The 24,316-nt window shown below is 69.5% G+C and carries 12 protein-coding genes; 8 read left to right on the forward strand and 4 right to left on the reverse strand.

From position 1 onward, the window contains the following. The first annotated feature begins 30 nt into the window (after positions 1-30). Genes F0U44_RS07335 through F0U44_RS07370 form a run of 8 tightly spaced genes read left to right on the forward strand, consistent with a single transcriptional unit; the run spans position 31 to position 9,596 of the window. Positions 31-648 carry a TetR/AcrR family transcriptional regulator gene (locus tag F0U44_RS07335; protein WP_306461706.1) on the forward strand — a complete coding sequence of 206 codons (618 nt, stop codon included), beginning with the start codon at positions 31-33 and terminating at the stop codon, positions 646-648. Further along, a complete protein-coding gene (locus F0U44_RS07340; protein WP_149727652.1) occupies positions 645-1,448 on the forward strand; it encodes a TIGR03084 family metal-binding protein in 804 nt (267 codons plus the stop codon). The genes F0U44_RS07335 and F0U44_RS07340 overlap by 4 nt, the downstream gene beginning before the upstream one ends. After that, complete coding sequence (locus F0U44_RS07345; protein ID WP_149727653.1) at positions 1,445-3,205, forward strand: acyclic terpene utilization AtuA family protein; 1,761 nt, start codon at positions 1,445-1,447, stop codon at positions 3,203-3,205. Before F0U44_RS07340 ends, F0U44_RS07345 begins: the two co-directional genes overlap by 4 nt. Further along, positions 3,202-4,356 (forward strand): acyl-CoA dehydrogenase family protein, encoded by a 1,155-nt coding sequence (locus F0U44_RS07350; RefSeq protein WP_246160355.1) that lies wholly within the window; start codon positions 3,202-3,204, stop codon positions 4,354-4,356. Before F0U44_RS07345 ends, F0U44_RS07350 begins: the two co-directional genes overlap by 4 nt. Then, the gene (locus F0U44_RS07355) at positions 4,353-4,838 is read left to right on the forward strand and encodes an SRPBCC family protein (protein ID WP_246160356.1); all 486 of its coding nucleotides are present in this window, start codon (positions 4,353-4,355) and stop codon (positions 4,836-4,838) included. Before F0U44_RS07350 ends, F0U44_RS07355 begins: the two co-directional genes overlap by 4 nt. Beyond that, positions 4,835-6,445 (forward strand): acyl-CoA carboxylase subunit beta, encoded by a 1,611-nt coding sequence (locus tag F0U44_RS07360; RefSeq protein ID WP_149727654.1) that lies wholly within the window; start codon positions 4,835-4,837, stop codon positions 6,443-6,445. Before F0U44_RS07355 ends, F0U44_RS07360 begins: the two co-directional genes overlap by 4 nt. Further along, entirely contained in the window at positions 6,442-8,430 is a 1,989-nt protein-coding gene (locus F0U44_RS07365; protein ID WP_223163610.1) for an ATP-binding protein, read from the forward strand. Before F0U44_RS07360 ends, F0U44_RS07365 begins: the two co-directional genes overlap by 4 nt. Beyond that, complete coding sequence (locus F0U44_RS07370) at positions 8,430-9,596, forward strand: acyl-CoA dehydrogenase family protein (protein WP_149727655.1); 1,167 nt, start codon at positions 8,430-8,432, stop codon at positions 9,594-9,596. The genes F0U44_RS07365 and F0U44_RS07370 overlap by 1 nt, the downstream gene beginning before the upstream one ends. A 48-nt stretch (positions 9,597-9,644) precedes the next feature. On the opposite strand, the gene F0U44_RS07375 is transcribed toward F0U44_RS07370, so the two are convergent. The 4 genes from F0U44_RS07375 to F0U44_RS07390 form a co-directional block, all read right to left on the reverse strand. Beyond that, a complete protein-coding gene (locus F0U44_RS07375) occupies positions 9,645-12,878 on the reverse strand; it encodes a calcium-binding protein (protein ID WP_149727656.1) in 3,234 nt (1,077 codons plus the stop codon). A 147-nt stretch (positions 12,879-13,025) separates the two neighbouring features. Beyond that, positions 13,026-16,715 carry a hypothetical protein gene (locus tag F0U44_RS07380; RefSeq protein ID WP_149727657.1) on the reverse strand — a complete coding sequence of 1,230 codons (3,690 nt, stop codon included), beginning with the start codon at positions 16,713-16,715 and terminating at the stop codon, positions 13,026-13,028. Positions 16,716-16,839: 124 nt separating this feature from the next. Beyond that, positions 16,840-20,511 carry a calcium-binding protein gene (locus F0U44_RS07385; protein ID WP_149727658.1) on the reverse strand — a complete coding sequence of 1,224 codons (3,672 nt, stop codon included), beginning with the start codon at positions 20,509-20,511 and terminating at the stop codon, positions 16,840-16,842. 34 nt (positions 20,512-20,545) lie between these two features. Beyond that, positions 20,546-24,202, reverse strand: coding sequence for a hypothetical protein (locus tag F0U44_RS07390; protein ID WP_149727659.1), 3,657 nt, complete (start codon positions 24,200-24,202; stop codon positions 20,546-20,548). Positions 24,203-24,316 lie beyond the last annotated feature (114 nt).

The following is a 24,316-nucleotide window of genomic DNA, read 5'->3' on the forward strand; positions in this document are numbered from 1 at the left end:
TGTTTGTTTGTACCGAGCCATGCTGACCGGGTGACCACCCAGAGCACGTCTCGCGTCCCGCAGGAGGAGCGCACCCGCGCCATGCGGGCGCGGCTGCTCGAGGCCACGGTCGAGCTACTCGTCGAGAAGGGCTTCAGTGGTACGACGACCACGCTCGTCTCCGAGCGGGCCGGCGTCAGCCGCGGTGCCCAGCTCCACCACTTCCCGACGAAGAACGACCTGGTCGTCGCTGCCGTCGCCCACCTGACCGAGCGGCGCGGCGAGGAGCTCGCCGAGCGCGCCGCCGAGCTGCCGACCGGCAGCCAGCGCACCCGCGCGGTGATCCAGATGCTCGGTGACCACTTCGCGGGGCCCGTCTTCACCGCAGCACTCGAGCTCTGGGTCGCGGCACGAACCGATGCGGCCCTCCTTGAGGCAGTGGCGCCGCTGGAGCGGGTCCTCGGTCGCGAGACCCACGTGATGACCGTCGAGCTGCTCGGGGCCGACGAGTCCCAGCCCGGCGTACGCGAGCTCATCCAGGCCACCCTCGACCTCGTGCGTGGCCTCGGCCTCGCCAGCACGCTCGGCGACGACACCCGTCGGCGCCGCAAGATCCTCGACCAGTGGGCGCTGACGCTGGACGTCGCGCTCGACAAGGAGAAGCAGTGAGTGTCTTCGACGACGTCTACGCCGACCTGACCGCCGAGGGCGACCAGCTCCGCGCCGCAGTCGACGGACTCGACGACGCGGGCTGGCAGCAGCTCACTCCGGCGGAGGGCTGGACGATCGCGACCACGATCGCCCACCTGCTGTGGACCGACGAGGTCGCAGTCCTGGCCGCGGCGGCCCACACCCCCGAGGGCAAGGAGGCGTGGGACGAGGTCGTGCTCCAGGCCATCGCCGACCCGACCGGGTTCGTCGATGCGGCCGCCCTGGAGGTCGGAACCTTGGCGCCCGCCGACCTGCTCGCGCGCTGGGACGCCGGCCGTGCCGCTCTGGGCGTCGCCCTCCGCGGCCTGCCGGACGGGCAGAAGATGCCGTGGTTCGGGCCGCCGATGTCACCGACCTCGATGACGACCGCCCGCTTCATGGAGACCTGGGCCCACGCCCTCGACGTCTACGACACGCTCGGCGGCGAGCGACCGGCACCGACCGATCGCATCAAGCAGGTCGCGCACCTCGGCGTCCGCACCCGCAACTACTCCTTCGCCCAGAACGAGCTCGAGCCGCCGGCCGACGAGTTCCGCATCGAGCTGACGGCGCCGAGCGGTGAGACGTGGGCGTGGGGTCCCGAGGACGCACCGCAGTCGGTGAAGGGCTCCGCCTACGACTTCTGCCAGCTCGTCACCCAGCGCGTGCACCGCGACGACACCGACCTGGTCGCCGTCGGTGACGACGCCGAGAAGTGGCTGACCATCGCCCAGGCCTTCGCCGGCCCCGCGGGCGGCGGTCGGGAGGTGAAGGCATGACCGAGGTCATCCGCGTCGGCAACTGCTCCGGCTTCTACGGCGATCGCCTGTCCGCCTTCCGCGACATGCTCGAGGGCGGCCCGCTCGACTACCTGACCGGTGACTACCTCGCCGAGCTGACCATGCTCATCCTCGGCAAGGACACGTTCAAGGACCCCAACCTCGGCTACGCCCGGACCTTCGTGAAGCAGGCCGAGGACGCGCTCGGCCTCGCGCTGGAGAAGGGCGTCAAGGTCGTCGTCAACGCCGGTGGCGTCAACCCGCGCGGTCTGGCTGACAAGCTCCGCGAAGTCTCTGCGGGGCTCGGGCTTGACGCCAAGATCGCGCACGTCGAGGGCGACGACATCCGCGGTCAGGTCGCCGACCTCGGGCTCCTGCACGAGACCTACGGCAACCCGCTGACCGCCAACGCCTACCTCGGCGCCTTCGGCATCGCCGCGGCGCTCGACCAGGGCGCCGACCTCGTCGTCACCGGGCGCGTCACCGACGCCTCGGTCGTCGTCGGACCGGCGATCGCCCACTTCGGCTGGACGCCGGAGGCCCACGACGCGCTCGCGGGCGCGGTCGTGGCGGGCCACATCATCGAGTGCGGCACCCAGGCGACCGGCGGCAACTTCAGCGGCTTCCTCGACCTGCCGCGCCGCGGCCTCACCCTGGGCTTCCCGATCGCCGAGCTCGCCAGCGACGGCTCCATGGTCATCACCAAGCACGACGGCACCGGCGGTGCGGTCACCGTCGACACGGTCACCGCGCAGCTCGTCTACGAGATCCAGACGACGAAGTACCTCAACCCCGACGTCACCGTCGATCTGGCCTCGATGAAGCTCGAGCAGGTCGGCGACGACCGCGTCGCGGTCACCGGTGTCACCGGGTCGGCCCCGCCCGAGCAGCTCAAGGTCTGCCTCAACTACTTCGCCGGCTTCCGCAACTCCGCAGAGTTCGTCGTCACCGGCCTCGACGCCGACGCCAAGGTCGACTGGATCAAGGCTCAGGTCGAGGCAGCGCTCGGTGACCCTGAATCCGGGGAAGCGACGCGGCCCGCCAAGGTCGTGTGGTCCGGCGTCCGCACGGTCCAGCCCGACGCCGACACCGAGGAGGGCGCGTCGATGCTGCTCCGAGTGACGGCCTTCGACCCGAGCGCCGACAAGGTGGGCAAGGGACTGACCGCGCCCATCATCGAGATCGCCCTGGCGTCCTACCCCGGCTTCAGCGTCACCCGCGTGCCCGGGCCCGGGACGGCCTACGGCGTCTACAGCCCGGCCTACATCGACCGGTCGACCGTGCAGCACACGGTGGTCCACCACGACGGGACGACCGAGGTCATTCCCGACCCCAAGACCGCCACTACTCCGATCGACCCGCTCGAGGGGCAGCGGCCCTCGCCCTTCCCGGCGCCGAGTGACCGGCTCACGCGCCGCATCCCGCTCGGCACGTTCGTGCACGGTCGGTCCGGCGACAAGGGCGGCGACGCCAACATCGGGCTCTGGGTGAAGAACGACGGCCACCCGAAGTACGCCGAGCGGGTCACCTGGCTGACCAAGTTCATGTCGCGGCGGCGGGTGCGCGAGCTCATCCCCGAGGCCGCCGACCTCGACATCGAGGTCTACGTGCTGCCCAACCTCGGCGGCGTCAACATCCTCATCCACGGCCTGCTCGACGAGGGCGTGGCCGCAACGCCCCGCTTCGACCCGCAGGCCAAGGGCCTGGCGGAGTGGATCCGCTCGCGTCTGGTCAACATCGAAGGGAACGTGTTGTGACTTCTTTCAACTACGGCTTCACCGAGGAGCAGGTCGCCCTCAAGCAGTCGGCGATGGAGTTCACCCGCCGCGAGGTGACGCCCCACCTCGACCAGTGGGAGAAGGACGGCGAGATCCCGCGCGACTTCCAGAAGAAGCTCGCCCACGGCGGCTTCATCGGCGTCGGCGTGCCCGAGGAGGTCGGTGGCGACGGCGGCACCCTCATCGACGCGTGCGCGATGCAGGAGGGCTTCATGGAGGCCGGCTGGTCCGGCGGCCTGATGGCCTCGGCCTACACGCACGGCATCGCGATCCCGCACATCATCCAGAACGGCTCGCAGCAGCTGATCGACACCTACGTGCGCCCGGTGCTCAGCGGCGACATGATCGGTTCGCTCGGCATCACCGAGCCCGGCACCGGCTCCGACGTCGCCGGCATCACCACCCGCGCGGTGCGCGACGGTGACCACTACGTCATCAACGGCGCCAAGACCTTCATCACCTCCTCGGTGCGCGGCGACTTCGTCACGACGGCGGTGCGCACCGCAGACACCGGCGCCCACGGGCTCTCGATGATCGTCGTCCCGAAGGGCACGCCGGGCTTCACCGTCTCCCGCAAGCTCGACAAGATGGGCTGGCTCGCCAGCGACACCGGCGAGCTGTCCTACGTCGACGTCCGTGTCCCGGTCGAGAACCTGGTCGGCGAGGAGAACCACGGCTTCTACTACATCGCGCAGAACTTCGTCTCCGAGCGGATCTGGCTCGCGCTCCTCGGCTACGGACACGCGCTGCGCTGCCTCAACCTCGCCGCGCAGTACTGCCGCGACCGCGAGACCTTCGGCAAGCCGCTCCTGGCCAACCAGGTCGTGCGCGCCAAGCTCACCGAGATGCACCGCCAGGTCGCCGTCGCCCGCAGCTACACCCTCGAGGTCGCGCAGCGGTACGACGCCGGGGAGGACGTCATCGCCGAGGCCTGCCTCGCGAAGCAGACCGCGGTGGACACGGCCGTGTGGGTCGCCGACCAGGCGGTCCAGCTGCACGGCGGGATGGGCTACATGCGCGAGTCCGAGGTGGAGCGGCACTACCGCGACGTCCGGCTCCTGCCGATCGGCGGCGGCTCCACCGAGGTGCTCACCGACCTCGCCGCGCGACTGCTGGGCTACGCGAAGTGAGCGGCCTCCATCGCGAGGTCACGATGACGATCGCGGCCGCGCCCGAGAAGGTGTGGGACCTGGTCAGCGACGTCACGAGGATCGGCGAGTTCTCGCCCGAGACCTTCGAGGCCCGCTGGACGCGTGGCGCCACCGGCCCGGCCGTGGGCGCGACCTTCAAGGGTCACGTGAAGCGCAACGGGGTGGGGCCGACGTACTGGTCGCCGTGCACCGTGACGAAGTGCGTCGCGCCGGGGGCCGACGGCACCGGGGTGTTCGAGTTCTCGGTCGGGCTCGACGGGAGCGCCTGGACCAACTGGGGCTACCGGCTCGCGCCCGAGGGTCCTGACGGTGCTGCCACCCGCGTGACGGAGTACTTCCGGCTCGAGCCGAAGTGGTTCCTGCGCGGCTACTGGCTGGTGCTCGGCGCACTGCGCGGCCGCACCAACGAGCGCGGGATGCGCACGACCCTCGAGAGGATGAAGGAGGTGCTGGAGGCATGACCACGGAGACCACGGAAGCGCCGGTGGAGCTGACCCGGCGCGAGGCGATGCTCGCCAAGCTCGAGTCGCTCCACGAGGAGCAGGCGAAGGCCGTCGAGGCGGGTGGCAAGTACATCGAGCGCCACCGGCAGCGCGGCAAGCTCACCGCTCACGAGCGGATCGAGCTGCTCGTCGACGAGGGCTCGGCCTTCCTCGAGCTGATGCCGCTGGCCGGCTGGGGCAGCGACTTCGCGGTCGGTGCCAGCATGATCACCGGCATCGGCGTCGTCTCGGGCGTCGAGTGCATGATCGTCGCCAACGACCCCACGGTGAAGGGCGGCGCCCTCAACCCGTGGTCGCTGAAGAAGTCGATGCGGGCCTCCGACATCGCCGAGCAGAACCACCTGCCGACGATCAACCTCACCGAGTCCGGTGGCGCCGACCTGCCGACCCAGAAGGAGATCTTCATCCCGGGCGGTCGCGGCTTCCGCAACATCACCCGGGCGTCGGCGCGCAAGCAGCCGACCGTCTCGGTGGTCTTCGGCAACTCGACCGCGGGCGGTGCCTACGTCCCCGGCATGAGCGACTACGTGATCATGGTCAAGGAGGGTGCGAAGGTCTTCCTGGCCGGCCCGCCCCTGGTCAAGATGGCCACCGGCGAGGAGACCGACGACGAATCGCTCGGTGGTGCCGAGATGCACTCCCGGATCTCCGGTCTCTCCGACTACCTCGCCGCCGACGAGCACGACGCGATCCGCCAGGCCCGCCGCGTGGTCGCCCGCCTCAACTGGCGCAAGAAGGGCGACCCGCCCGCACCGACCTACGCCGAGCCCGACCTCGACGCCGACGAGCTCCTCGACCTGATCCCGACCGACCTCAAGGAGCCCTTCGACCCGCGTGAGGCGATCCTGCGGATCGTTGACGGGACCAGCCCTGGTCCGGGGGGCAACGAGGTGCCGTTCGACGAGTTCAAGCCCCTCTACGGCTCGGCGCTCTGCGTCGGCTGGGCGCGCCTGCACGGCCGCGAGATCGGCATCCTCGCCAACGCGCGTGGCGTGCTGATGAGCGAGGAGGCGCAGAAGGCCGCCCAGTTCATCCAGCTGGCCAACCAGAAGGACACCCCGCTCCTCTTCCTGCACAACACGACCGGCTACATGGTCGGCAAGGAGTACGAGCAGAACGGCATCATCAAGCACGGCGCGATGATGATCAACGCGGTCTCCAACTCCCAGGTGCCGCATCTGACGGTGATCATGGGGGCGTCCTACGGGGCCGGCAACTACGGCATGAACGGCCGCGCCTACGACCCGCGCTTCCTCTTCACCTGGCCCTCGGCAAAGTCGTCGGTGATGGGCCCTGCCCAGCTCGCCGGCGTGCTCGAGATCGTCGCTCGGGAGTCCGCGGAGAAGAAGGGCGAGGTCTTCGACGCCGAAGGCTTCAAGGGCATCAAGGAGATGGTCGAGGCTCAGATCGAGGAGCAGTCGCTGCCCTACGTGCTCTCCGGGATGGTCTACGACGACGGTGTCATCGACCCCCGCGACACCCGCACCGTCCTGGGGATCTGCCTGTCCGTGATCGACAACCAGCCCATCGAGGGCGCGATGAACTTCGGGGTGTTCCGGCTGTGACCATCACCAGACTCCTGGTCGCCAACCGCGGCGAGATCGCCCGACGCGTCTTCCGCACCTGCCGCGAGCTCGGCATCGAGACCGTCGCCGTGCACTCCGACGCTGACGCCCAGATGCCCTTCGTGGACGATGCCGACGCCGCCGTACGCCTGCCGGGCAACACGCCCGCCGAGACCTACCTGCGGGGTGACCTCGTTATCGCGGCCGCCCTGGCAGCCGGGGCGGACGCCATCCACCCGGGCTACGGCTTCCTCTCGGAGAACGCCGCGTTCGCGCAGCAGGTCGCCGACGCCGGTCTCGCCTGGGTGGGCCCGGCTCCGGACTCGATCGAGCGGATGGGCTCGAAGATCGAGTCCAAGAAGCTGATGGAGGCCGCCGGCGTCCCGGTGCTCGGTGAGTTCACCGCCGAGACGGCCACGGCCGATGACCTGCCGCTCCTCGTGAAGGCCTCCGCCGGTGGTGGTGGTCGCGGCATGCGGATCGTGCGCGAGCTCGACAAGCTCGCCGGCGAGATCGCCGCTGCCGAGTCGGAGGCGGCGTCGGCGTTCGGCGACGGCACGGTCTTCGTCGAGCCTTACGTCCAGTCGGGTCGCCACATCGAGGTCCAGGTGCTCGGCACGCCTGACGGCACGATCGTCTTCGGCGAGCGGGACTGCTCAGTCCAGCGGCGTCACCAGAAGGTCATCGAGGAGGCGCCCGCGCCGGCACTGCCCGACGCGACGCGCAAGTCCCTCCACGAGGCGGCCAAGGCCGCGGCCGAGGCGATCGACTACCGCGGGGCAGGCACGGTCGAGTTCCTCTACGACGTCGCCAAGGACCGCTTCTACTTCCTGGAGATGAACACCCGCCTCCAGGTCGAGCACCCGGTCACCGAGGCGGTCTACGGCGTCGACCTGGTCGCGCTGCAGATCGCGGTGGCCGAGGGACGCTCGCTCGCCGACCTCGAGGTCAGCCCGCCGCAAGGACACGCGATCGAGGTGCGGCTCTACGCCGAGGACCCGGCCGCCGGCTACCAGCCGCAGTCGGGCACGATCACGCGCTTCGAGCTGCCCGGGGTGGTGAGCGAGTTCGTCACGACCGGTCACGGCATCCGGCTCGACTCTGGTGTGGGCACGGGCGACGAGATCGGCACCTTCTACGACGCGATGATCGCCAAGGTCATCGTCTGGGCGCCCTCGCGCGACCAGGCCCTGCGCCAGCTCGCCGGTGCGCTCGCCCGGGCCGAGATCCACGGGCTCCGGACCAACCGCGACCTGCTGGTCAACCTGCTGCGCGACCCGGTGGTCGTCGACGCCACGATGGACACCACCTGGCTCGACGGTGCTGACCTGGCGGTCCTCGGCGCAGCGCCCGGCGGCGACCTCACCGTGCCGCTCTCGGGCTTCGCGGCGGCGATCGTGCTCGCCGAACAGGCTCGTCGCTCGGCCAAGGTCCAGTCCCGGATCCCCGCCGGCTTCCGCAACGTGCTCGCCCAGCCGCAGCAGACGGTGTTCCTCCTCGGCGAAGAAGAGCTCCCTGTGCGTTGGTACGGCGGCCGCACCTTCGCGTCCGTCGACGTCGACGGTGTCACCGTCGTCGAGGTGGCGAGCGATCACGTCGTGCTCGAGATCGGCGGCGTCCGTCGTACGTTCACCGTGCACGTGGCCGGCAGCCATGTCGACGTCGAGTCGCCGCTCGGCCACGTCGCGCTGCGGCGCAAGCCCCGCTTCGTCGACCCGTCCCAGCAGGTCGCTGCCGGGTCGCTGCTCGCGCCGATGCCGGGCAGCGTCGTGGCCGTCCACGCCCACGTCGGTGACGCCGTCACCGAGGGCCAGCCCATCCTCGTGATGGAGGCCATGAAGATGCAGCACACCATCGCCGCGCCGTACTCCGGCACGGTCACCGAGCTTGCGGCCACCACCGGCCAGCAGGTGGAGGCGGGCACCGTGCTCGCCGTTGTCACCCCCGACTCCGACGAGCCGACCGACACCGAAGGAACCGACTGATGACCATCAACTTCACCGAGCCGGAGGAGCGCGTCGCGCTGCGCGAGGCGGTCAGCAAGCTCGCGAGCAAGTACGGCCGTGAGTTCATGGAGAAGCAGGCCCGCGAGGGCGGCAAGATGACTGAGATGTGGCTCGAGATGGGCCAGAACGGCTTCCTCGGCGTCAACCTCCCCGAGGAGTACGGCGGCGGTGGCGGCGGCATGGCCGACCTCGCGGCGGTGCTCGAGGAGACCGCGGCTTCGGGTGCCCCGCTGCTGATGATGGTGGTCTCGCCCGCGATCTGCGGCTCGATCATCAGCCGCTGCGGCACTGAGGACCAGAAGGCCAAGTGGCTGCCGGGGATCGCCGACGGCACCCTGCTGATGGCCTTCGGCATCACCGAGGCCGATGCCGGATCCAACGCCCACAACATCACCACGACGGCCACCCGTGACGGCGACGAGTGGGTGCTCAAGGGCAACAAGACCTTCATCTCGGGCGTCGACGAGGCGCAGGCCGTGCTAATCGTGGCGCGCACCGAGGACGCCAAGACCGGCAAGCTCAAGCCGGCGCTGTTCGTCGTACCGACCGATGCGCCGGGCTTCAACCGCCAGCCCATCGAGATGGCCTGGCGCGCGCCGGAGAAGCAGTTCACCCTCTTCATCGACGAGGTCCGCCTCCCGCTCGACGCGCTCGTCGGTGACGAGGACGGCGGGCTCTGGCAGCTCTTCGCCGGCCTCAACCCGGAGCGCATCATGGGTGCCGCGATGTCGTGCGGCGCGGCCCGTTACGCGATCGACAAGACGGTTGAATACGCCAAGACCCGCAGCGTCTGGAAGGACGTTCCGATCGGCGCCCACCAGGGCATCCAGCACCCGATCGCCAAGGTCAAGATCGAGCTCGAGCAGGCCCGCCTGCTTTGGCAGAAGGCCGCCGCCCTCTACGACGCCGGTGACGACTTCACGGCCGGTGAATACGCCAACATGGCCAAGTACGCCGGCGGCGAGGTCTCCTGCAACGCCGCCGACGTCGCGGTCCACACTCACGGTGGCAACGGCCTCACCGTCGAGTACGGACTGGCCAACATGCTCGTCGCCTCGCGGCTGGGCCGGATCGCTCCGGTCAGTCGCGAGATGATCCTGAACTTCGTCGCCATGCACACGCTGGGTCTGCCGAAGAGCTACTGAGCAGGGGCTGCAGGAATCCCCGGTGCACCGGGGATTCCTGCAAGCCGCCTACGGGATGTTGAGCCGGATGTCCCCAGGATCGGTGGTGGCGGTGTCGGTGCCGGTGCCACCGTTGGCGGTGTCGTTGCCGCCGACCCCGTCGATGGTGTCGATGGAGTCGTTGCCGTTGCCGCCGTTGGCGGTGTCCGCCCCGGGACCGGCGACGATGATGTCGTTGCCACCGTTGCCGGAGATGGTGTCGTCGCCCGCATTGCCGTGAAGACGGTCGGCGGTCGTGTGGCCGACGAGGGTGTCGGCCCCGGAGCCGCCGACGGCGTACTCGAGGTTGAGCAGCTTGTCGTTCTCTCCGGCCGCGCCCGAGGTGGGTACGCCGTTGAGGCGGATCGCCACCGAAGCCGTCCGCGACGCATAGCTGATCCGGTCGAAGCCGGTGCCGCCCTTGATGAGGTCGGTCCCGGTGGCCGTGCTGCCCTCGTTGACGATGTCGTCCCCGTTGCCGGCCAGGATCGTGTCGTTGCCGCCATCGCCCCTCAAGGTGTCGGCACCGTCGGCACCAGCGAGGTAGTCGTTGCCGTCGGCGCCGCTGATGGTGTCGGCACCACCGTTGCCCATCAGGCGGTTGGCCGACGTGTCGCCGGTGATGGTGTCGTTGCCGCTCCCGGTGGTGACGTTCTCGAACTCGAAGACAGAGTCGAACTCGCCGGTGGCGGCGCCGTCGTTGGTGCCTCCGTTCTCGAGGCTGACGAGGGTGTCGCTGCTGCGGGCGCCGTAGGACATCTGGTCGGTCCCGGGGCCGCCCCAGTACTCGTCGAACTGGTCGTTGATGTCGACCGCTGCGACCGACCTGACCAGGTCGTTGCCCTCGGCGGCGTAGACGGTGTCGGAGCCGAGGCCGTCGTTGATCGTGTCGTTGCCGCCGAAGCCACAGATGAGGTCGTCGCCCCCGAAGCCGGAGATCTCGTCGACACCCGGACCGCCGACGATGACGTCGGCGCCGGAGGTGCCGACGACGGTGCCGTTGCCCGCCACCGTTGCGGTGACGCCGTGGCACGTCGGAGGGTCGTAGAGCCGGATGTCGTCGATCGCCGCGAGTGCGGAGGTCGCTCCCGCGGCGCTCCGGAAATTCACCAGGACGGTCTTGGTCCCGGGACCGCCCGGCACAGTGACAGTGGCTGTGGGGGAGTAGGGCACCCAGGGCTCGGTGTCGAAGCCCCCGTCGGTCGTGATCCGCATCTCGGTGATCGGCACGTTGGCCGATGCCGACAGGGTCAGGTCGACGCTGGTGTCGTAGGTCAGCGGTTGGCCATCGTCGATCTCGACCGTGCCCGTCGGCGGGGCGTCGTCGACGTAGAGGGTGTAGGTGCCGGCGGTGCCCGACTCGTTGAGGACCACCAGGCCGTTGATCGCATCTTCGAACGGTGAGTAGGTGAAGTACGACGCTTCGCCCGCGGCGACGTCGGGCGACTGCGCGATTGCGCCCGACCGGGGTTGGGCGACGTCCGTGTCGGGATCGTCGGGGCTGTAGAGGTGGGCGGCCACCGAGACGTCGAGTCCTGCGGAGGGCTGGATGCCGACGTACTCCGTCGATCCGCCGGTCACCAGGAGGCTGTCCACCTGGATGATGTCGCCGGCTGCGAAGGACGAGGACAGCACGCCCGCGTGATCGATCAGGTCCTCGCCCGACCACTCCTCGATCGAGTAGCCGCCGGCGCCCCCGGTGCCGAAGGCCCGGGGGAAGAGGGTGCCCGTCAGCTGGGTGCCGTCGACCACGACGTAGTCGATCTTCCCGGCGGGCTCGGAGCTGGTGGTGAGCGCCGAGGTGAGCGCTTCGTCGCCGTACAGGCGGAGGTCGTAGTTGGCGGCCGGTTGCGCACGCACTGCTACCCCGCTCCACGTGGGGAAGTCCGGGCTCGTCGTGAACGAGTAGTTGTGCGGGCTGGGGAACTGCGGGAGCGAGGGGCGCGTCAGCGGGACACCTGTCTCCAGCGGGTCGCGATGCTTGTAGTCGATGGTGTTCTGGAAGACCGACGCCCGCGGGTAGTAGTTGAGGTCGAGGCCGTCGGCGAGGTCGGTGTTGAAGTACTCGTTGAAGGTGTCGGAGACCAGGCCGTTGTAGAGCGGCAGGTAGAGGTCGTAGCCCCCGGTGCGGTCCCAGTACTGCTCGTTGACCATGTCGGTCAGATCGATCAGCGCACCCGCGACGCGGCCCTCGACGTCGTCGCCGGTGGCGCCGGTATTGGTCGTCCAGTCCTGGTTCTCCAGGTCGACGGTGCTGTTGTCGGGCAGCACGTAGACCGGGTCGCCGCCGAGCGCACGGACGGTCGCCCAGTCGGCCCAGCCCTCGACCCAGGCGCAGGTGGCCGACGTGTCGGCGAACATCGGGTGCGGGCTGCAGTTGGTGACGGCCGGGTAGGCGTCGTCGTAGAGGGCGTCCATCAGGGCGTTGGCGCCGAGGTGGATGACGGTGTGCTCGTTGTCGGGCGCGGCGGCGGCAAGGTGGATGTCGTTGCTGGCGGGGCTGTAGAAGTTGCCGTCGACCGAGGTCGGGGTCCAGTTGACGATCATCTGGCGGGTGTCGCCGAGGTTGTCCATGTAGGTGTGGTTCTGCCACAGCCAGAGCTTGTTGATCTCGTCGTAGGCGTGGACCATGCGGTCGAGGTCGGAGTTCGGCGGTGTCTGGGAGCCGAAGCTGTGGAAACCCGGATCCGCGTAGGGGAAGGTCGGGCCCTGGAAGGTGTAGTCGTGGTTGCCGGCGGCCGTGTCGCGGATCCGCCAGGCCAGGTTGTTCGAGACGAACTTGGGATAGACCTCCTGCCCGCCGCCCTCTCCGTCGGTGCTCTCGAAGCACAGGGAGAAGTGGCCTTCGGCATCGGTCACGCCGGTGGCCAGCAGATCGTCGGTGCTGGAGGTGTCGTCGTCCCAGAGCTGGACGGTGAAATTCTGCGAGGGAAAGATGTCGGAGTCGAAGCCGAAGTACCACCATCCCTCCGCGCAGGAGGCGCCCGGCGTGCCCGGGTCGAGCCCTGGCTTCCCCGCCACCGGCGCGGCCCGGTACGGCGTCGCCGACCTGTCGCGCCGGGTGACCCGCTGCTGGGCCGGGATCCGCTTGGTCGCGGAGGCGTGAGCAGCGGCGGAGTCCGACACGCGCGGAGCAGGGCCCGTCGGGTCGGGCTGGCCGGCCGCGGCCTGCACGAAAGCAGGTGCGACCACCAGGGCGGAGATCACGAGGAGGATGGCTGTCGCTCGTCGGGCGGAGCGGCGCCGAGTGCGGGGAGTGAGCATGGCGTCTCCTGGCCCCCGGGGGGCCGGTGGGGGGAGCTTCGGCTGCGGGCAACCGTGAGGTGCGCCCCGAGGCACGCCTCCGCGGCAGCGTAAAACGACGACGACGCGCTCCGCAGGCGAATCGTGAAGTCCTGGATGCGCTGCCGGCTAGGGGATGCTGATGCGGATGTCTCCGATGTCGGTGCTGGCGAAGTCGGTGCCGCCGCCCCCGTTGGCGGTGTCGTTGCCGCCGACGCCGTCCAGCGTGGTGAGGTTGTCGTTGCCGTTTCCGCCGTTGAGCACGTCGGCCCCGGGGCCCCCGTGCATCGTGTCGTCGTTGCCGTTGCCGGTCAGGGTGTCGTTACCGGCTCCGCCGGCGAGGGTGTCGGCCGTGACGTGGCCGACGATGGTGTCGTCGCCGGTGCCGCCGGAGGCCTTCTCGCAGTTGAGGAGCTTGTCGTTCTCCCCGGCAGCGCCTGAGGTGGCGACGCCGGTCAGGCGGATGGCGACGGCCGCCGTGCGGGCGCCGTAGTCGATCAGGTCGGCGCCGGTGCCGCCCTTGATGAGGTCGCTTCCGTTGGCGGTGGCGCCTTCGTCGATCGTGTCGTCGCCGTCGCCGGCCAGGATGGTGTCGTTGCCGTCACCACCGCGGAGGGTGTCGACGCCGCCGTTGCCGGTGACATAGTCGTTGCCTCCGCCGCCGGTGACAGTGTCATTGCCACCGTTGCCGATCAGGCGGTTGGCTGCCGACGTGCCGAGCAGGGTGTCGTTGCCGCCACCGGTGGTGACGTTCTCGACGTTGGTCTGCACGGTGTCGCCCTCACCGCTGACGCCGTCGTCGTTGTTGCCGTCGAGCGTCACGGTGACGTTGCCACTGCGGGCACCGTAGGAGACCTGGTCGGTACCGGAACCGCCGTCGAAGACGTCGCCGACGTCGGTCCCGGCGGGCTGGGTGAAGACGTCGTTGCCGGACTCGCCGTAGACCGTGTCGGCGCCGAGCCCGTCGTTGATGGTGTCGTTGCCGCCGAGACCGCAGATGAGGTCGTTGCCGCCGAAGCCGGCGATGGAGTTGGGGCCAGGACCGCCGACGATCACATCGGCCCCCGACGTTCCGTTGACGGCGCCGAATCCGGCGACCGTAGCGGTCTGTCCATCGCAGGTCGGTGTCGCCACCATCGTGATGGTGTCGGTCGCTGTCGCCGAGATCGCGCCGGACATGGCGCGATAGCGCACCGACACGGTCTTGGTGCCGAGGCCGGCGGGGAGCGTCGCCGTACCAGTGCCGAAGTAGGGCACCCACGGTTCGAAGTCGAAGACCCCGTCGGTCGAGATCTGCATCGAGTTGACCAAGGTGTTGGCGGGGGTCGCGGACAGGGTCAGGTCGACCGTGGTGTCGTAGGTCTGCGCGTTGCCGCCGTCGGCCTGCACCGCCGGTGCGCTGGGACCGGTGATGTCGCGGTAGATCACGTAGTTGCCCGCTGTGCCTGACTCGTTGAGCACGACCACGTTGGTCCAGTCGCCGTCGATCGGAGCCGAGTAGGTGAGGTACTCCAGCTCACCTGGCCCGTTGCTCTGACCACTGGCAACGGCCGAGTAGCGGCTCTGGGTCGTGGTCGCGCTGGTGCCGTCGGACACGTGAGCGAAGATGCTCACGTCGAGGCCGGCGACCGGCTGAACCCCGATGTACTGCGTCTGCCCGGCCACGACCTGGACGTCCCACGGCTTGATGATGTCGGTCGCCGTGAAGCTGCCGGGGGTGGCGCCCATGTTGCCGACGGAGTTGCCGAGGTACTCCTCGATCGAGTAGGTGCCGCTTCCCCAGAAGAGGTCGGCCCGGGGGAAGAACGTCCCAGTGCGGTGGTTGCCGTCGACCAGGATGTAGTCGGTCGCTCCCGCCGTTCCCTCGCTCAGGCCGATCTGGTTCGTCATCGCCTCGTCGGCGAACAACCGTAGGTCGAAGTCCGAGCCGCTGGCCGACTGCCGTAGCGCGACGGCGTTCCAGTAGCCGTTGGTCAACGCAGCGGAGTAGAGGTGCGGGGTGGGATTGGCGTCGAGGGAGGGCCGGACCAGCTCCTCGGTGTTCACCAGCGGGTCGCGGTGGGTGTAGTCGATCGTGTTCTGGAAGAGCGCCGCGCGCGCGAAGTAGCCGGTGTCGCCCTCGCCGGCGCGATCGACGCTGAAGTACTCGTTGAAGGTGTTCGAGACCTCCGTCTGGGCCATGGTCGTGTAGATCTCTTCGGTCGCTGCCGTGGAACCGGCGCCTTCGGTGTAGCGGTCCCAGTACGTGTCGTTGGCGCTGTCGGAGAGGTCGATCAGGGCGCCCGCCACGCGGCCCTCCACGGTGTCGCCGTAGGCGCCGGTGTAGTCAGCCCAGCTGGGCGTCTCGAGGTTCAGGAAGGAACCGTCGGGCCAGCGGAAGAAGGGGTCGTCGAGCACCCGCGCCGGCAACCACTCGGCCCAGCCCTCAGTCCACGCGCAGGTGGCCGAGGAGGTGCCGAAGACGGAGTGCGGGTTGCAGCCGGTGACCGGCGGCCAGTTGTCGTCGTACAACGCGTCCATCAAGGCGTGGCCGGCCTCGTGGATCGTGACGTGGTCGGCATCCGGGTCAGCGGCAGCGAGGTGGATGTCGTTGTCGACAGTGCTGTAGTAGGTGCCGTCGACCGACGTCGGCGTCCAGTTGAGCAGCATCTGTCGGCTGTCGCCTGCGTTGTCCAGGTAGCCGTTGTAGTCGGCGTGCCAGAGGAAGAGCCGGTCGATCGCGTCGAAGGCGTGCAGCAAGCGGTGGTAGAGGGCGGGCGGGGCGACGTCGCCGTACGCCAGGGTGCCCGGGTCCGCGAGGGGCGTGATGCCCGTGAAGAACCGCCAGGTCGAGTCGCTCGCCGGTGTGTTCCGGAACCGCCATGCGCCGTTCTCCGCGACGAAGTTGACGAAGAGCTCCTGACCGCCGCCCTCCTCGTCGGTGCTCTCGAAGCAGATGTTGAAGGCGCCGTCGGGGTTGGTGAGCCCTGTTGCCAGCAGGTCGTCGGTGCCCATGGGATCGTCGTCGTAGACCTCGACGGAGAAGTTCACCGTCGGCTGCCATACAGCGGCCTCGTCCTGGAAGAGGAACCTGCCGGACGTGCACGACGCGCCAGGCGTGCCGGGGTCGAGACCGCGGGCACCGGCACGCTGGGACGGCGGACGGTGGTACGTCGACCCGCGTGGGGCCGCCGCCACGTGAATCCCCGCGGGAACCTTCTCCACGCGGATGCCTCGCGGTGACGTGGGGGCCGCCTGACCGAGCTGGACGTCGAGCTCGTCGCCGCTGTCGAATGCGCCACCAGTGGTGTCGAGGCGGGCCTGGACGATGCCGATGCCGGCCTTGCTGCCGGTGACTTCGACGCTGAGGTGGGTGGTCTGGCCGGCGGTCACGTCGACCGTGCGGGAGACCGTCGAGAGCGGCCCGACGCCGGAGAGCTGAGTGCCGGCGTCGGCGAACCCGGAGGAGCTGGTGAGGTCGAAGAGGTCGTTGACTCCCAGGGTCAACGTGGCCCCGTGGAGGTCCTTGACGGAGGTGACCTCGATGTCGACGCGCGTGGTCGCACCGACGTCCGGCGTCGTGGCGAAGGTCAGCGCCACCTCGGAGCAGGTGGCGAACTCGTCCTTGGCGGCATCGCCAAGGACGAGTTCGCACTCCGGAGCGGCCTGGGCAGCCGCAGCCGGGCGGTCGGGAGCGCCCCTGCCTTCGTCAGGACTGCCGGGATCGGGTTGGCCGGCCGCGGCCTGGAGGAACGCCGGAGCGATCACCAGGCCGGACATCGCGAGGAGGCCGGCGGCGGCGCGGCGCGCAGAAATACGGTGGGGGCGTGCGGCAGACATGACGTCTCCTTGGCCCCCGAGGGCGAGTAATTCGAGCGGGGCGCGACCCGAGCCACCGTCTTCGGAGCGTAGGCCCGCCGTGGCCGCTCCGCCATACCCCGAGCGGATGATTCTTTAACTGGGGCTAGGGGATGCTGATGCGGATGTCTCCGGGGTCGGTGGTGGCGGTGTCGGAGCCGGCGCCACCGTTGGCCGTGTCGTTGCCGTTGACGCCGTCGGTGGTGGTGAGGTTGTCGTTTCCGTTGCCGCCGTTGAGCACGTCGGCTCCGGGGCCGCCGGTCAGTGCGTCGGCGTTGCCGTTGCCGGTGATGGTGTCGTTGCCGCCAGCTCCGGAGAGGGTGTCGGCGGTGACGTGGCCGACGAGCGTGTCGTTGCCGGCGCCGCCGAGGGCGTGTTCGCAGTTGAGGATCTTGTCGTTCTCCCCGGACGCCCCGGAGGTCGGGACGCCGTTGAGGCGGATCGCTACTCCGAGGGACCGGTTCTCGTAGGTGACCAGGTCCGAACCCGTGCCACCCTTGATCAGGTCGGTCCCGTTGGCGGTCGTGCCCTCCTCGATGGTGTCGTCGCCGTCGCCGGCGAGGATGGTGTCGTTCCCGTCGCCGCCGCGCAAGGTGTCCACGCCGCCGTTGCCGGTGAGGTAGTCGTTGCCGCCTGCGCCGATGATGATGTCCGCGCCGCCGTTGCCGATCAGCCGGTTCGCTGCCGACGTGCCGAGCAGGGTGTCGTTGCCGCCGCCGGTCGTCACGTTCTCGATGGTGGTCTGCACGAGGTCACCCTCGCCGGCGAGACCGTCGTCGGCGTTGGCGTCGAGGGTGACGGTGATGTTGCCGCTGCGCGCGCCATAGGAGACCTGGTCGATGCCCGCGCCACCGTCGAAGACGTCGCCGGCGTCACCCGTCGCCGGCTGTTTCACCACGTCGTTGCCGTTGTCGCCGAAGACCGTGTCGGCGCCCGGCCCGTCGTTGACGGAGTCGTTGCCGCCCAGCCCGCAGATGGTGTCGTTGCCGCCGAGACCGGAGATGACGTCCGCGCCGGGTCCACCGACGATCACGTCGCTCCCCGCCGTACCGGTCACCGTTCCGAAGCCGGCAACCGTGGGCGTGAGGCTGTTGCACATCGGCGTGGCCACCACGTTGATGGTGTCCGTCGCCGTGGCGGAGATCGCTCCGGCCGCGTTGCGGTAGCGCACCGACACGGTCTTGGAGCCGAGACCGGCAGGCAGGGTCGCCGTACCGGTCGTGGCGTAGTCCACCCAGGGCTCGGAGTCGAAGGCCCCGTCGGTCGAGATCTGCATCTGGTAGAGCGGCGTGCTCCCGGCGCCGTTCGAGGCCGACGCCGACAGGGCCAGGTCGACCGAGGTGTCGTAGGTCGACGGGTTGCCGCCGTCCGCGAGCACGGTCGGGCTCCCCGGACCCGCGGTGTCGCGGTAGAGCGTGTAGCTGGCCGCGGTGCCCGACTCGTTGAGCACGACGAGTCCGGTCTGGTCGGCGGTCGGGACCGAGTAGGTGAGGAACCCGCGTTGGCCGGCGGACAGGTTGTCAGCCCCCGCCACCCTCGAGTTGCGCGGTTGTGCCCACGTCGTGGCGTTCGACGGATCCGACACGTGCGCGAGGATGCTGACGTCGAGCGACGGATCGGGGCGCACGCCGATGTACTGGACCACCCCCGCGTCGGCGCCGACGTCGAGGACCTGGAGCACTTCCTTCCCGAGGAAGCTCAGCTGGGTCGTGCCCAGGGCGAGCGCCACGCTTCCCGTCATCTCCTCGATCCGGTACGGCCCGGCGAAGCTGAAGTCCTGCACGTAGGGGTAGAAGTCCCCCGTGCTGTGGTGTCCGTCGACGACGACGTAGTCGATCACTCCCGTGGTCGCGATCGAGCTCAGGGCGAGGAGGTCGGTCTGCGCTTCGTCGGAGTACAGCGACAGGTCGAAGTCGTAGAGCCCTGCTGGCCGGACGGCTACACCGCCCCAGAAGCTGGCCTGGGCCTCGTAGGAGTACGCCAGCCCCGACGGTGCCGGCGGAGCGCCCGGTCGGGTGAGTGGTTCTCCGCTCACGAGCGGATCACGGTGCGTGTAGTCGATCGTGTTCTGGAAGAGCGAGGCACGTGCGTAATAGCCGGTGTCGCCTTCACCCACCCGGTCGTTCGTGAAGTAGTCGAACAACGTGTCGGACACCTCGCGCTGAGCTGCAGAGGTGTAGATCTCCTCGGTGCTCGCGGTGGCTCCGCCTTCGCCGTGGCGGTCCCAGTAGTTCTCATTGGTGCTGTCGGAGAGGTCGATCAGCGCACCGGCCACCCGGTACTCGAAGGTGTCGCCCTGGACCCCGTAGTCGATGTAGAAATCGCCCCAACCTTGTGCCTCGAGGCCGTATGAGTTCCCGTTGCTGTAGCGGAGGTAGGGGTCGTCGAGCACGCGCGCCGCCACCCAGTCCGCCCAGCCCCTCGTCCAGGCACACCCGGTCGAGGTCGACGTGAGGAAATTGCGAGAGCAGTTCGGCGTAGCGGGGTAGGCGTCGTCGTACAGGGCGTCCATCAGGGCTTTCGCCGCCTCGGAGATGGTGAGGTAGTCGGCGTCGGGGTCGTCGGCGACGAGGTGGATGTCGTTGGCCGCGACGTCGTAGTAGGTGCCGTCCGTCGAGGTGGGCGTCCAGTTCGCGACCATCTGGCGGGTGTCGCCCGCGTTGTCGAGGTAGCCGCCACTCACGTCGAACTGCCAGTTGTAGAGCAGGTTGAGGCTCGCGAACGCGTGAAGCAACCGCCCGTAGTCGTTGTCGACCAGGAAGTCGCCCCAGTCGAAGGTCGCGGGATCGTTGATCCCCACTGAGCTCGAGGTCAGGACGTAGGTCGCGTTGCTCGAGGGAGTGTCGCGGATCCGCCAGGCGCCGTTCTCGGTGCGGATGGCGATGTAGATCTCCTGCCCACCGCCTTCGTCGTCGGTGCTCTCGAAGCAGAGGTCGAAGGCTCCGTCCGCGTCTGTCAGTGTCTCGGCGAGCAGGTCGTCGTCAGCGCTGTCGTCATCGGCGTCCCAGATCTGGAGCGTGAGGTTGGCTGAGACCTGGGCTTCGCCGAGCTCGTCGGCGTAGGTGATGCGACCGCTGCTGCACGACGCACCGGGCGTGCCCGGGTCCAGGGCACGTCGGCCCCGCAGTGGCGCACGGTGGTACGGCGCCAGCCCGGTCTGCTGCGTCGCGAGCTGGACGGGTTCGCGACTCGGGATGAGTCGGGGTCGGCGAGGAGTGGTCAGGTCGGTCCGGCGACCGAGCCGAACGGACAGCTCGTCGCCGCCGTCGAAGGCTCCGCCGGTGGTGTCGAGGCGGGCCTGGAGCACGCCGAGTCCGGCCTTGGCGCCGGTGACCGTGACGGAGAAGTGCACCGTGCGGTCTGCAGCCAGGTCGATCGAGCGCGCCACTGCGGTCATCGGACCGACACCCGATTCCTGGGCACCGCGGTCCGCGAACCCGGGGGTGCCGGTTAGCGCGAAGCCGCTGTTTGCGCGGAGGGTGAGCTCCGCGCCGCGGATCTCCTTCGCGGACGTGACGGCGACGTCGACGGTCGTCGTGGCACCGACGTCGGGGGCCGAGTCGAAGGTCAGCACCACATCGGTGCAGCCGACGAGCTCGTCGCGGGGGGATTGCGCGGCGCCGAGGTCGCAATCGGGCACAGCAGGTCCTGCGTCGGGCGCCGGCTGGTCGGCCTGCCCGGACTGTCCCGCTGCAGCGGGCACGAAGGCAGGAATGACCACCAGCCCGGCGACCGCGAGCAGGGTGGCGGCCGCGCGTCGCCGTACTGATGTCGACATGGCGTCTCCTTCCCCCGGAGGGGCGCCTCGTTCGTCACGGGATGCTGATGCGGATGTCTCCTGGGTCGGTGCTGGCGGTGTCGGTGCCCGCCCCGCCGCTGGCGGTGTCGTTGCCGCTGACACCGTCGACGGTGTTGAGGTCGTCGGGACCGTTGCCGCCGAAGACGGTGTCGTTGCCGGCCCCACCGGTCAGGGTGTCGCCGCTGCCCTGGCCGTTGATGGAGTCGTTGCCATCGCCGCCGTTGAGGGTGTCAGCGGTGACGTGTCCGACGATCGTGTCGTTGCCGGATCCGCCGATGGCTTTCTCGACGTTGAGCAGCTTGTCGTTCTCGCCGGCGGCACCCGAGGTCGGGACACCGTTGAGGCGGATGGCGAGGTCGGCCGTACGGGCTCCGTAGTCGATCAGGTCGTAGCCGGTGCCGCCCTTGACGAGGTCGGCGCCGTTGGCGACCGCACCCTCCAGGACGGTGTCCTCCCCGTCGCCGCCGAGGATGGTGTCGGTGCCGTCGCCGCCGGTGAGGGTGTCGTCAGCGCCGTTGCCGGTGAGGTAGTCGTTGCCGCCTCCGCCGGTGATGGTGTCCTCGCCTCCGTTGCCGATGAGCCGGTTGGCTGCCGAGGTGCCGGCGATCGTGTCGGAACCGCCGCCGGCGGTGACGTTCTCGACCGTGGTCTGGACGGTGTCGCCCTCGCCGCTGACGCCGTCGTCGTTGTTGCCGTCGAGGGTGACGGTGACGTTGCCGCTGCGGGCGCCGTAGGAGACCTGGTCGGTGCCGGAGCCGCCGTCGAAGACGTCGCCGTTGTCGGTGGCGGCCGGCTGGGTGAAGACGTCGTTGCCGGTCGAGCCGTAGACGGTGTCGGCGCCGGGGCCGTCGTTGATCGAGTCGTTGCCACCCAGGCCGCAGATGGTGTCGTTGCCACCCAGCCCCGCAATGGCATCGGCGCCGGGTCCGCCGACGATGACGTCGGCGCCGGTGGTGCCGGTGACCGTGCCGAAGGCCGCGACCGTAGCGGTCAGGCCCTCGCAGGTCGGCGTGGCGACGACGTCGATCGTGTCGGTCGCCGTGGCCGAGGTCGCGCCGGCGGCGTTGCGGTAGCGCACCGACACGGTCTTGGTGCCGAGGCCGGCCGGGGCCGACGCGGTGCCGGTGGTGGCGTAGTCGACCCACGGCTCGGTGTCGAAGACGCCGTCGGTCGAGATCTGCATCTGGACGACAGGCGTGTTGCCGGCCCCGTTGGTCGGGCTGGCCGAGAGTGCCAGGTCCACGGTGGTGTCGTAGCTCTGGGCGTTGCCGCCGTCGATCTGCACGGCCGGGCTGGTGGGACTCGCGGTGTCGCGGTACAAGGTGTAGTTGCCCGCCGTCCCCGACTGGTTGAGGACGATCACGCCCGTCCAGTCGCTGGCCGCCAGCGAGTACTGGACGAACTCACGACTGCCGACTCCCGGGTTGTACGACGCCGCCACCGCTTGGTGGCTGCCCTGGGCGGTCGTGGCGAGGGTCCCGTCCGACACGTGCGCAGCGAGGTTCAGATCGAGCCCGGAATCCGGGGCGACACCTATGTACTGGGTGACGCCGGAGGCCGCCTGGACGTCCCACAGCCGCAGGACGTCGTTGGCTCCGAAGCTGTAGGTCGACGCACCGAGACCGAAGACCTGGGTGCCCGTGTACTCCTCGATCGTGTAGGTCCCGGTCCCCGTGTAGAGGTTGGCCAACGGGAAGAACGAGCCGGTGCGGTGGTTGCCGTCGACGACGACGTAGTCGACTGTCGACCCCCCGTAATAGCTCGCGGCGATCGAGGTGGCCTGGGCTTCGTCGCCGTAGAGGGTCAGGTCGTAGTCACCCGAGACCAGCGGCCGGATCGCGACCCCGGCCCAGTAGAAGTTCGACGGGGTCGTCGCGAAGGAGTACCGGTGCGGTGACGGCTGGACGTCGAGCCCCGGGCGGCTCAGCTCCTGCGTCGACGTCAGCGGGTCGCGGTGGGTGTAGTCGATCGTGTTCTGGAAGAGGGCGCTGCGGGCGAGGTAACCGGTGTCACCCTCGCCGGTGCGGTCCATCGCGAAGTACTCGTTGAACGTCGCGGAGGTCTGCTTCGCGGCCAGCGTCGCGTAGATCTCCTCCGAACCGGCGGTCGCGCCGCCCTCGCCCCACCGGTCCCAGGGCGCGTCGTTGGCGCTGTCGGACAGGTCGATGAGGGCGCCGGCGACGCGGCCCTCGACGGAATCGCCGTAGGCGGTGGGGTAGTCCACCCAGCTCGGGAGCTCGAGATCGGAGGACGAGCCGTCCGGGAACCGGACGTAGGGGTCGTCGAGGACCCGGGCCGCCACCCAGTCCGCCCAGCCCTCGACCCAGGCGCACCCGGGCGAGGTCGTCCCGAAGATCAGCCGTGGGCTGCAGCTGGGAGTGGCGGGATAGGCGTCGTCGTACAGCGCGTCCATCAGGGCCTTGGCAGCCTCGTGGATCGTCGTGTGGTCGGAGTCGGGGTCGGCTTCTTTCAGGTGGATGTCATTGGTGGCCGGGTCGTAGTAGGTCCCGTCGACCGATCCCACGTTCCAGTTCGCCACCATCTGCCTGGACTCGGCCGGGTTGTCCATCGCGTTGCCGTTGACGTCGCCTTGCCACTGGTAGAGCTTGTTGAGGCTGTCGAAGGCGTGCACCAGTCGGTTGTACGTGCCTGACGGGGTGAGGGTGGAGTAGTTCGCTGTCCCCGGGTCGGGAATGGCGATGGGCGCCGGGACGATGAAGGTCCACGCCTGACCTGCAGGGTTCTGCCGGATCTTCCAGGCGCTGTTGGAGACGGGTAGCCGGATGAAGACCTCCTGGCCGCCCCCCTCCTCGTCTGTGCTCTCGAAGCAGAGGTTGAAGGTGCCATCAGGATTGGTGAGTCCGGTGGCGAGCAGGTCGTCCGTGCCGGTCGGGTCGTCGTCCCAGACCTCGATGCCGAAGTTCCACGACGGCTGCAGGGTCGCCGTCTCGTCGACGTAGGTCCACGTGCCCGTGGCGCAGGACGCGCCGGGTGTGCCGGGGTCCAGGCTCTGGGGCCCCTTGATGCGCGGGGTCCGCACCCTGCCGGTGTACGACGGCTCTGCGATCTTCGTGCCCGCCGGCGCCGACTTGACGGGGAGGTCGCGCGGCGACAGCGGCGCGACCTGCCCCAGCTCCACGGTGAGCTCGTCGCCGCCATCGAACTGGCCGCCGAGCGCGTCGAGGCGTGCTTGGAGAACGCCGTGGCCGGACTTCGCGCCGGTGACCTGGATCGTGAAGTGCGCGGTGTGGTCGGCGGTGACATCGATCGTGCGGGAGACCGCTGCCATGGGGCCGACTCCCGAGGGTTGGGTGCCGGCGGCGGTGAAGCCCGTGGTGCCGCTGAGCGTGAGGGCGCTGTTGGCGCGGATCGTCAGCGTTGCGTCGGAGAGGTCGGTCACTGAAGTGACGGCGACGTCGATCGTGGTGGTCCCTCCGAGGTCCAGCGTGGATTCTGAAGTGAGCTCCACGGAGGTGCAGCCCGTGCCCTGTCCGTCGCCGAGGTCGCACGCTGGCGCCGGTGCTGGTGGGGCGATCCGGTCGGGTCGTCCCTTCCCGGGTGCGCCCGGATCTGGCTGTCCCGATGCCGCCTGGACGAACGCCGGCGTGATCACCAGGCCGGTGACGGCAAGAAGCGTGGCGGCGGCGCGCCGGGTGCGGGGAGCGGACATGGCGTCTCCTGGCCCCCGAGGGCGGGTCGAGAGGGAGCGTGCGTCCCGAGCCGTGAATTTCTCGGAGATTACGACCGTTCTCCGGCGTGCCACCATCCTCCGAGAGGATGAAAG

It is taken from the genome of Nocardioides humilatus, assembly GCF_008373755.1.
Taxonomy (GTDB): Bacteria; Actinomycetota; Actinomycetes; order Propionibacteriales; family Nocardioidaceae; genus Nocardioides; species Nocardioides humilatus.

What these genes read in the sequence shown, in the direction of transcription:
- F0U44_RS07345 (WP_149727653.1), top strand. Translation starts at nt 1,445, where the DNA reads ATGACCGAGGTCATCCGCGTCGGCAACTGCTCCGGCTTCTACGGCGAT.
- F0U44_RS07360 (WP_149727654.1), top strand. Translation starts at nt 4,835, where the DNA reads ATGACCACGGAGACCACGGAAGCGCCGGTGGAGCTGACCCGGCGCGAG.
- F0U44_RS07370 (WP_149727655.1), top strand. Translation starts at nt 8,430, where the DNA reads ATGACCATCAACTTCACCGAGCCGGAGGAGCGCGTCGCGCTGCGCGAG.
- F0U44_RS07375 (WP_149727656.1), bottom strand. Translation starts at nt 12,878, where the DNA reads ATGCTCACTCCCCGCACTCGGCGCCGCTCCGCCCGACGAGCGACAGCC.
- F0U44_RS07380 (WP_149727657.1), bottom strand. Translation starts at nt 16,715, where the DNA reads ATGTCTGCCGCACGCCCCCACCGTATTTCTGCGCGCCGCGCCGCCGCC.
- F0U44_RS07385 (WP_149727658.1), bottom strand. Translation starts at nt 20,511, where the DNA reads ATGTCGACATCAGTACGGCGACGCGCGGCCGCCACCCTGCTCGCGGTC.
- F0U44_RS07390 (WP_149727659.1), bottom strand. Translation starts at nt 24,202, where the DNA reads ATGTCCGCTCCCCGCACCCGGCGCGCCGCCGCCACGCTTCTTGCCGTC.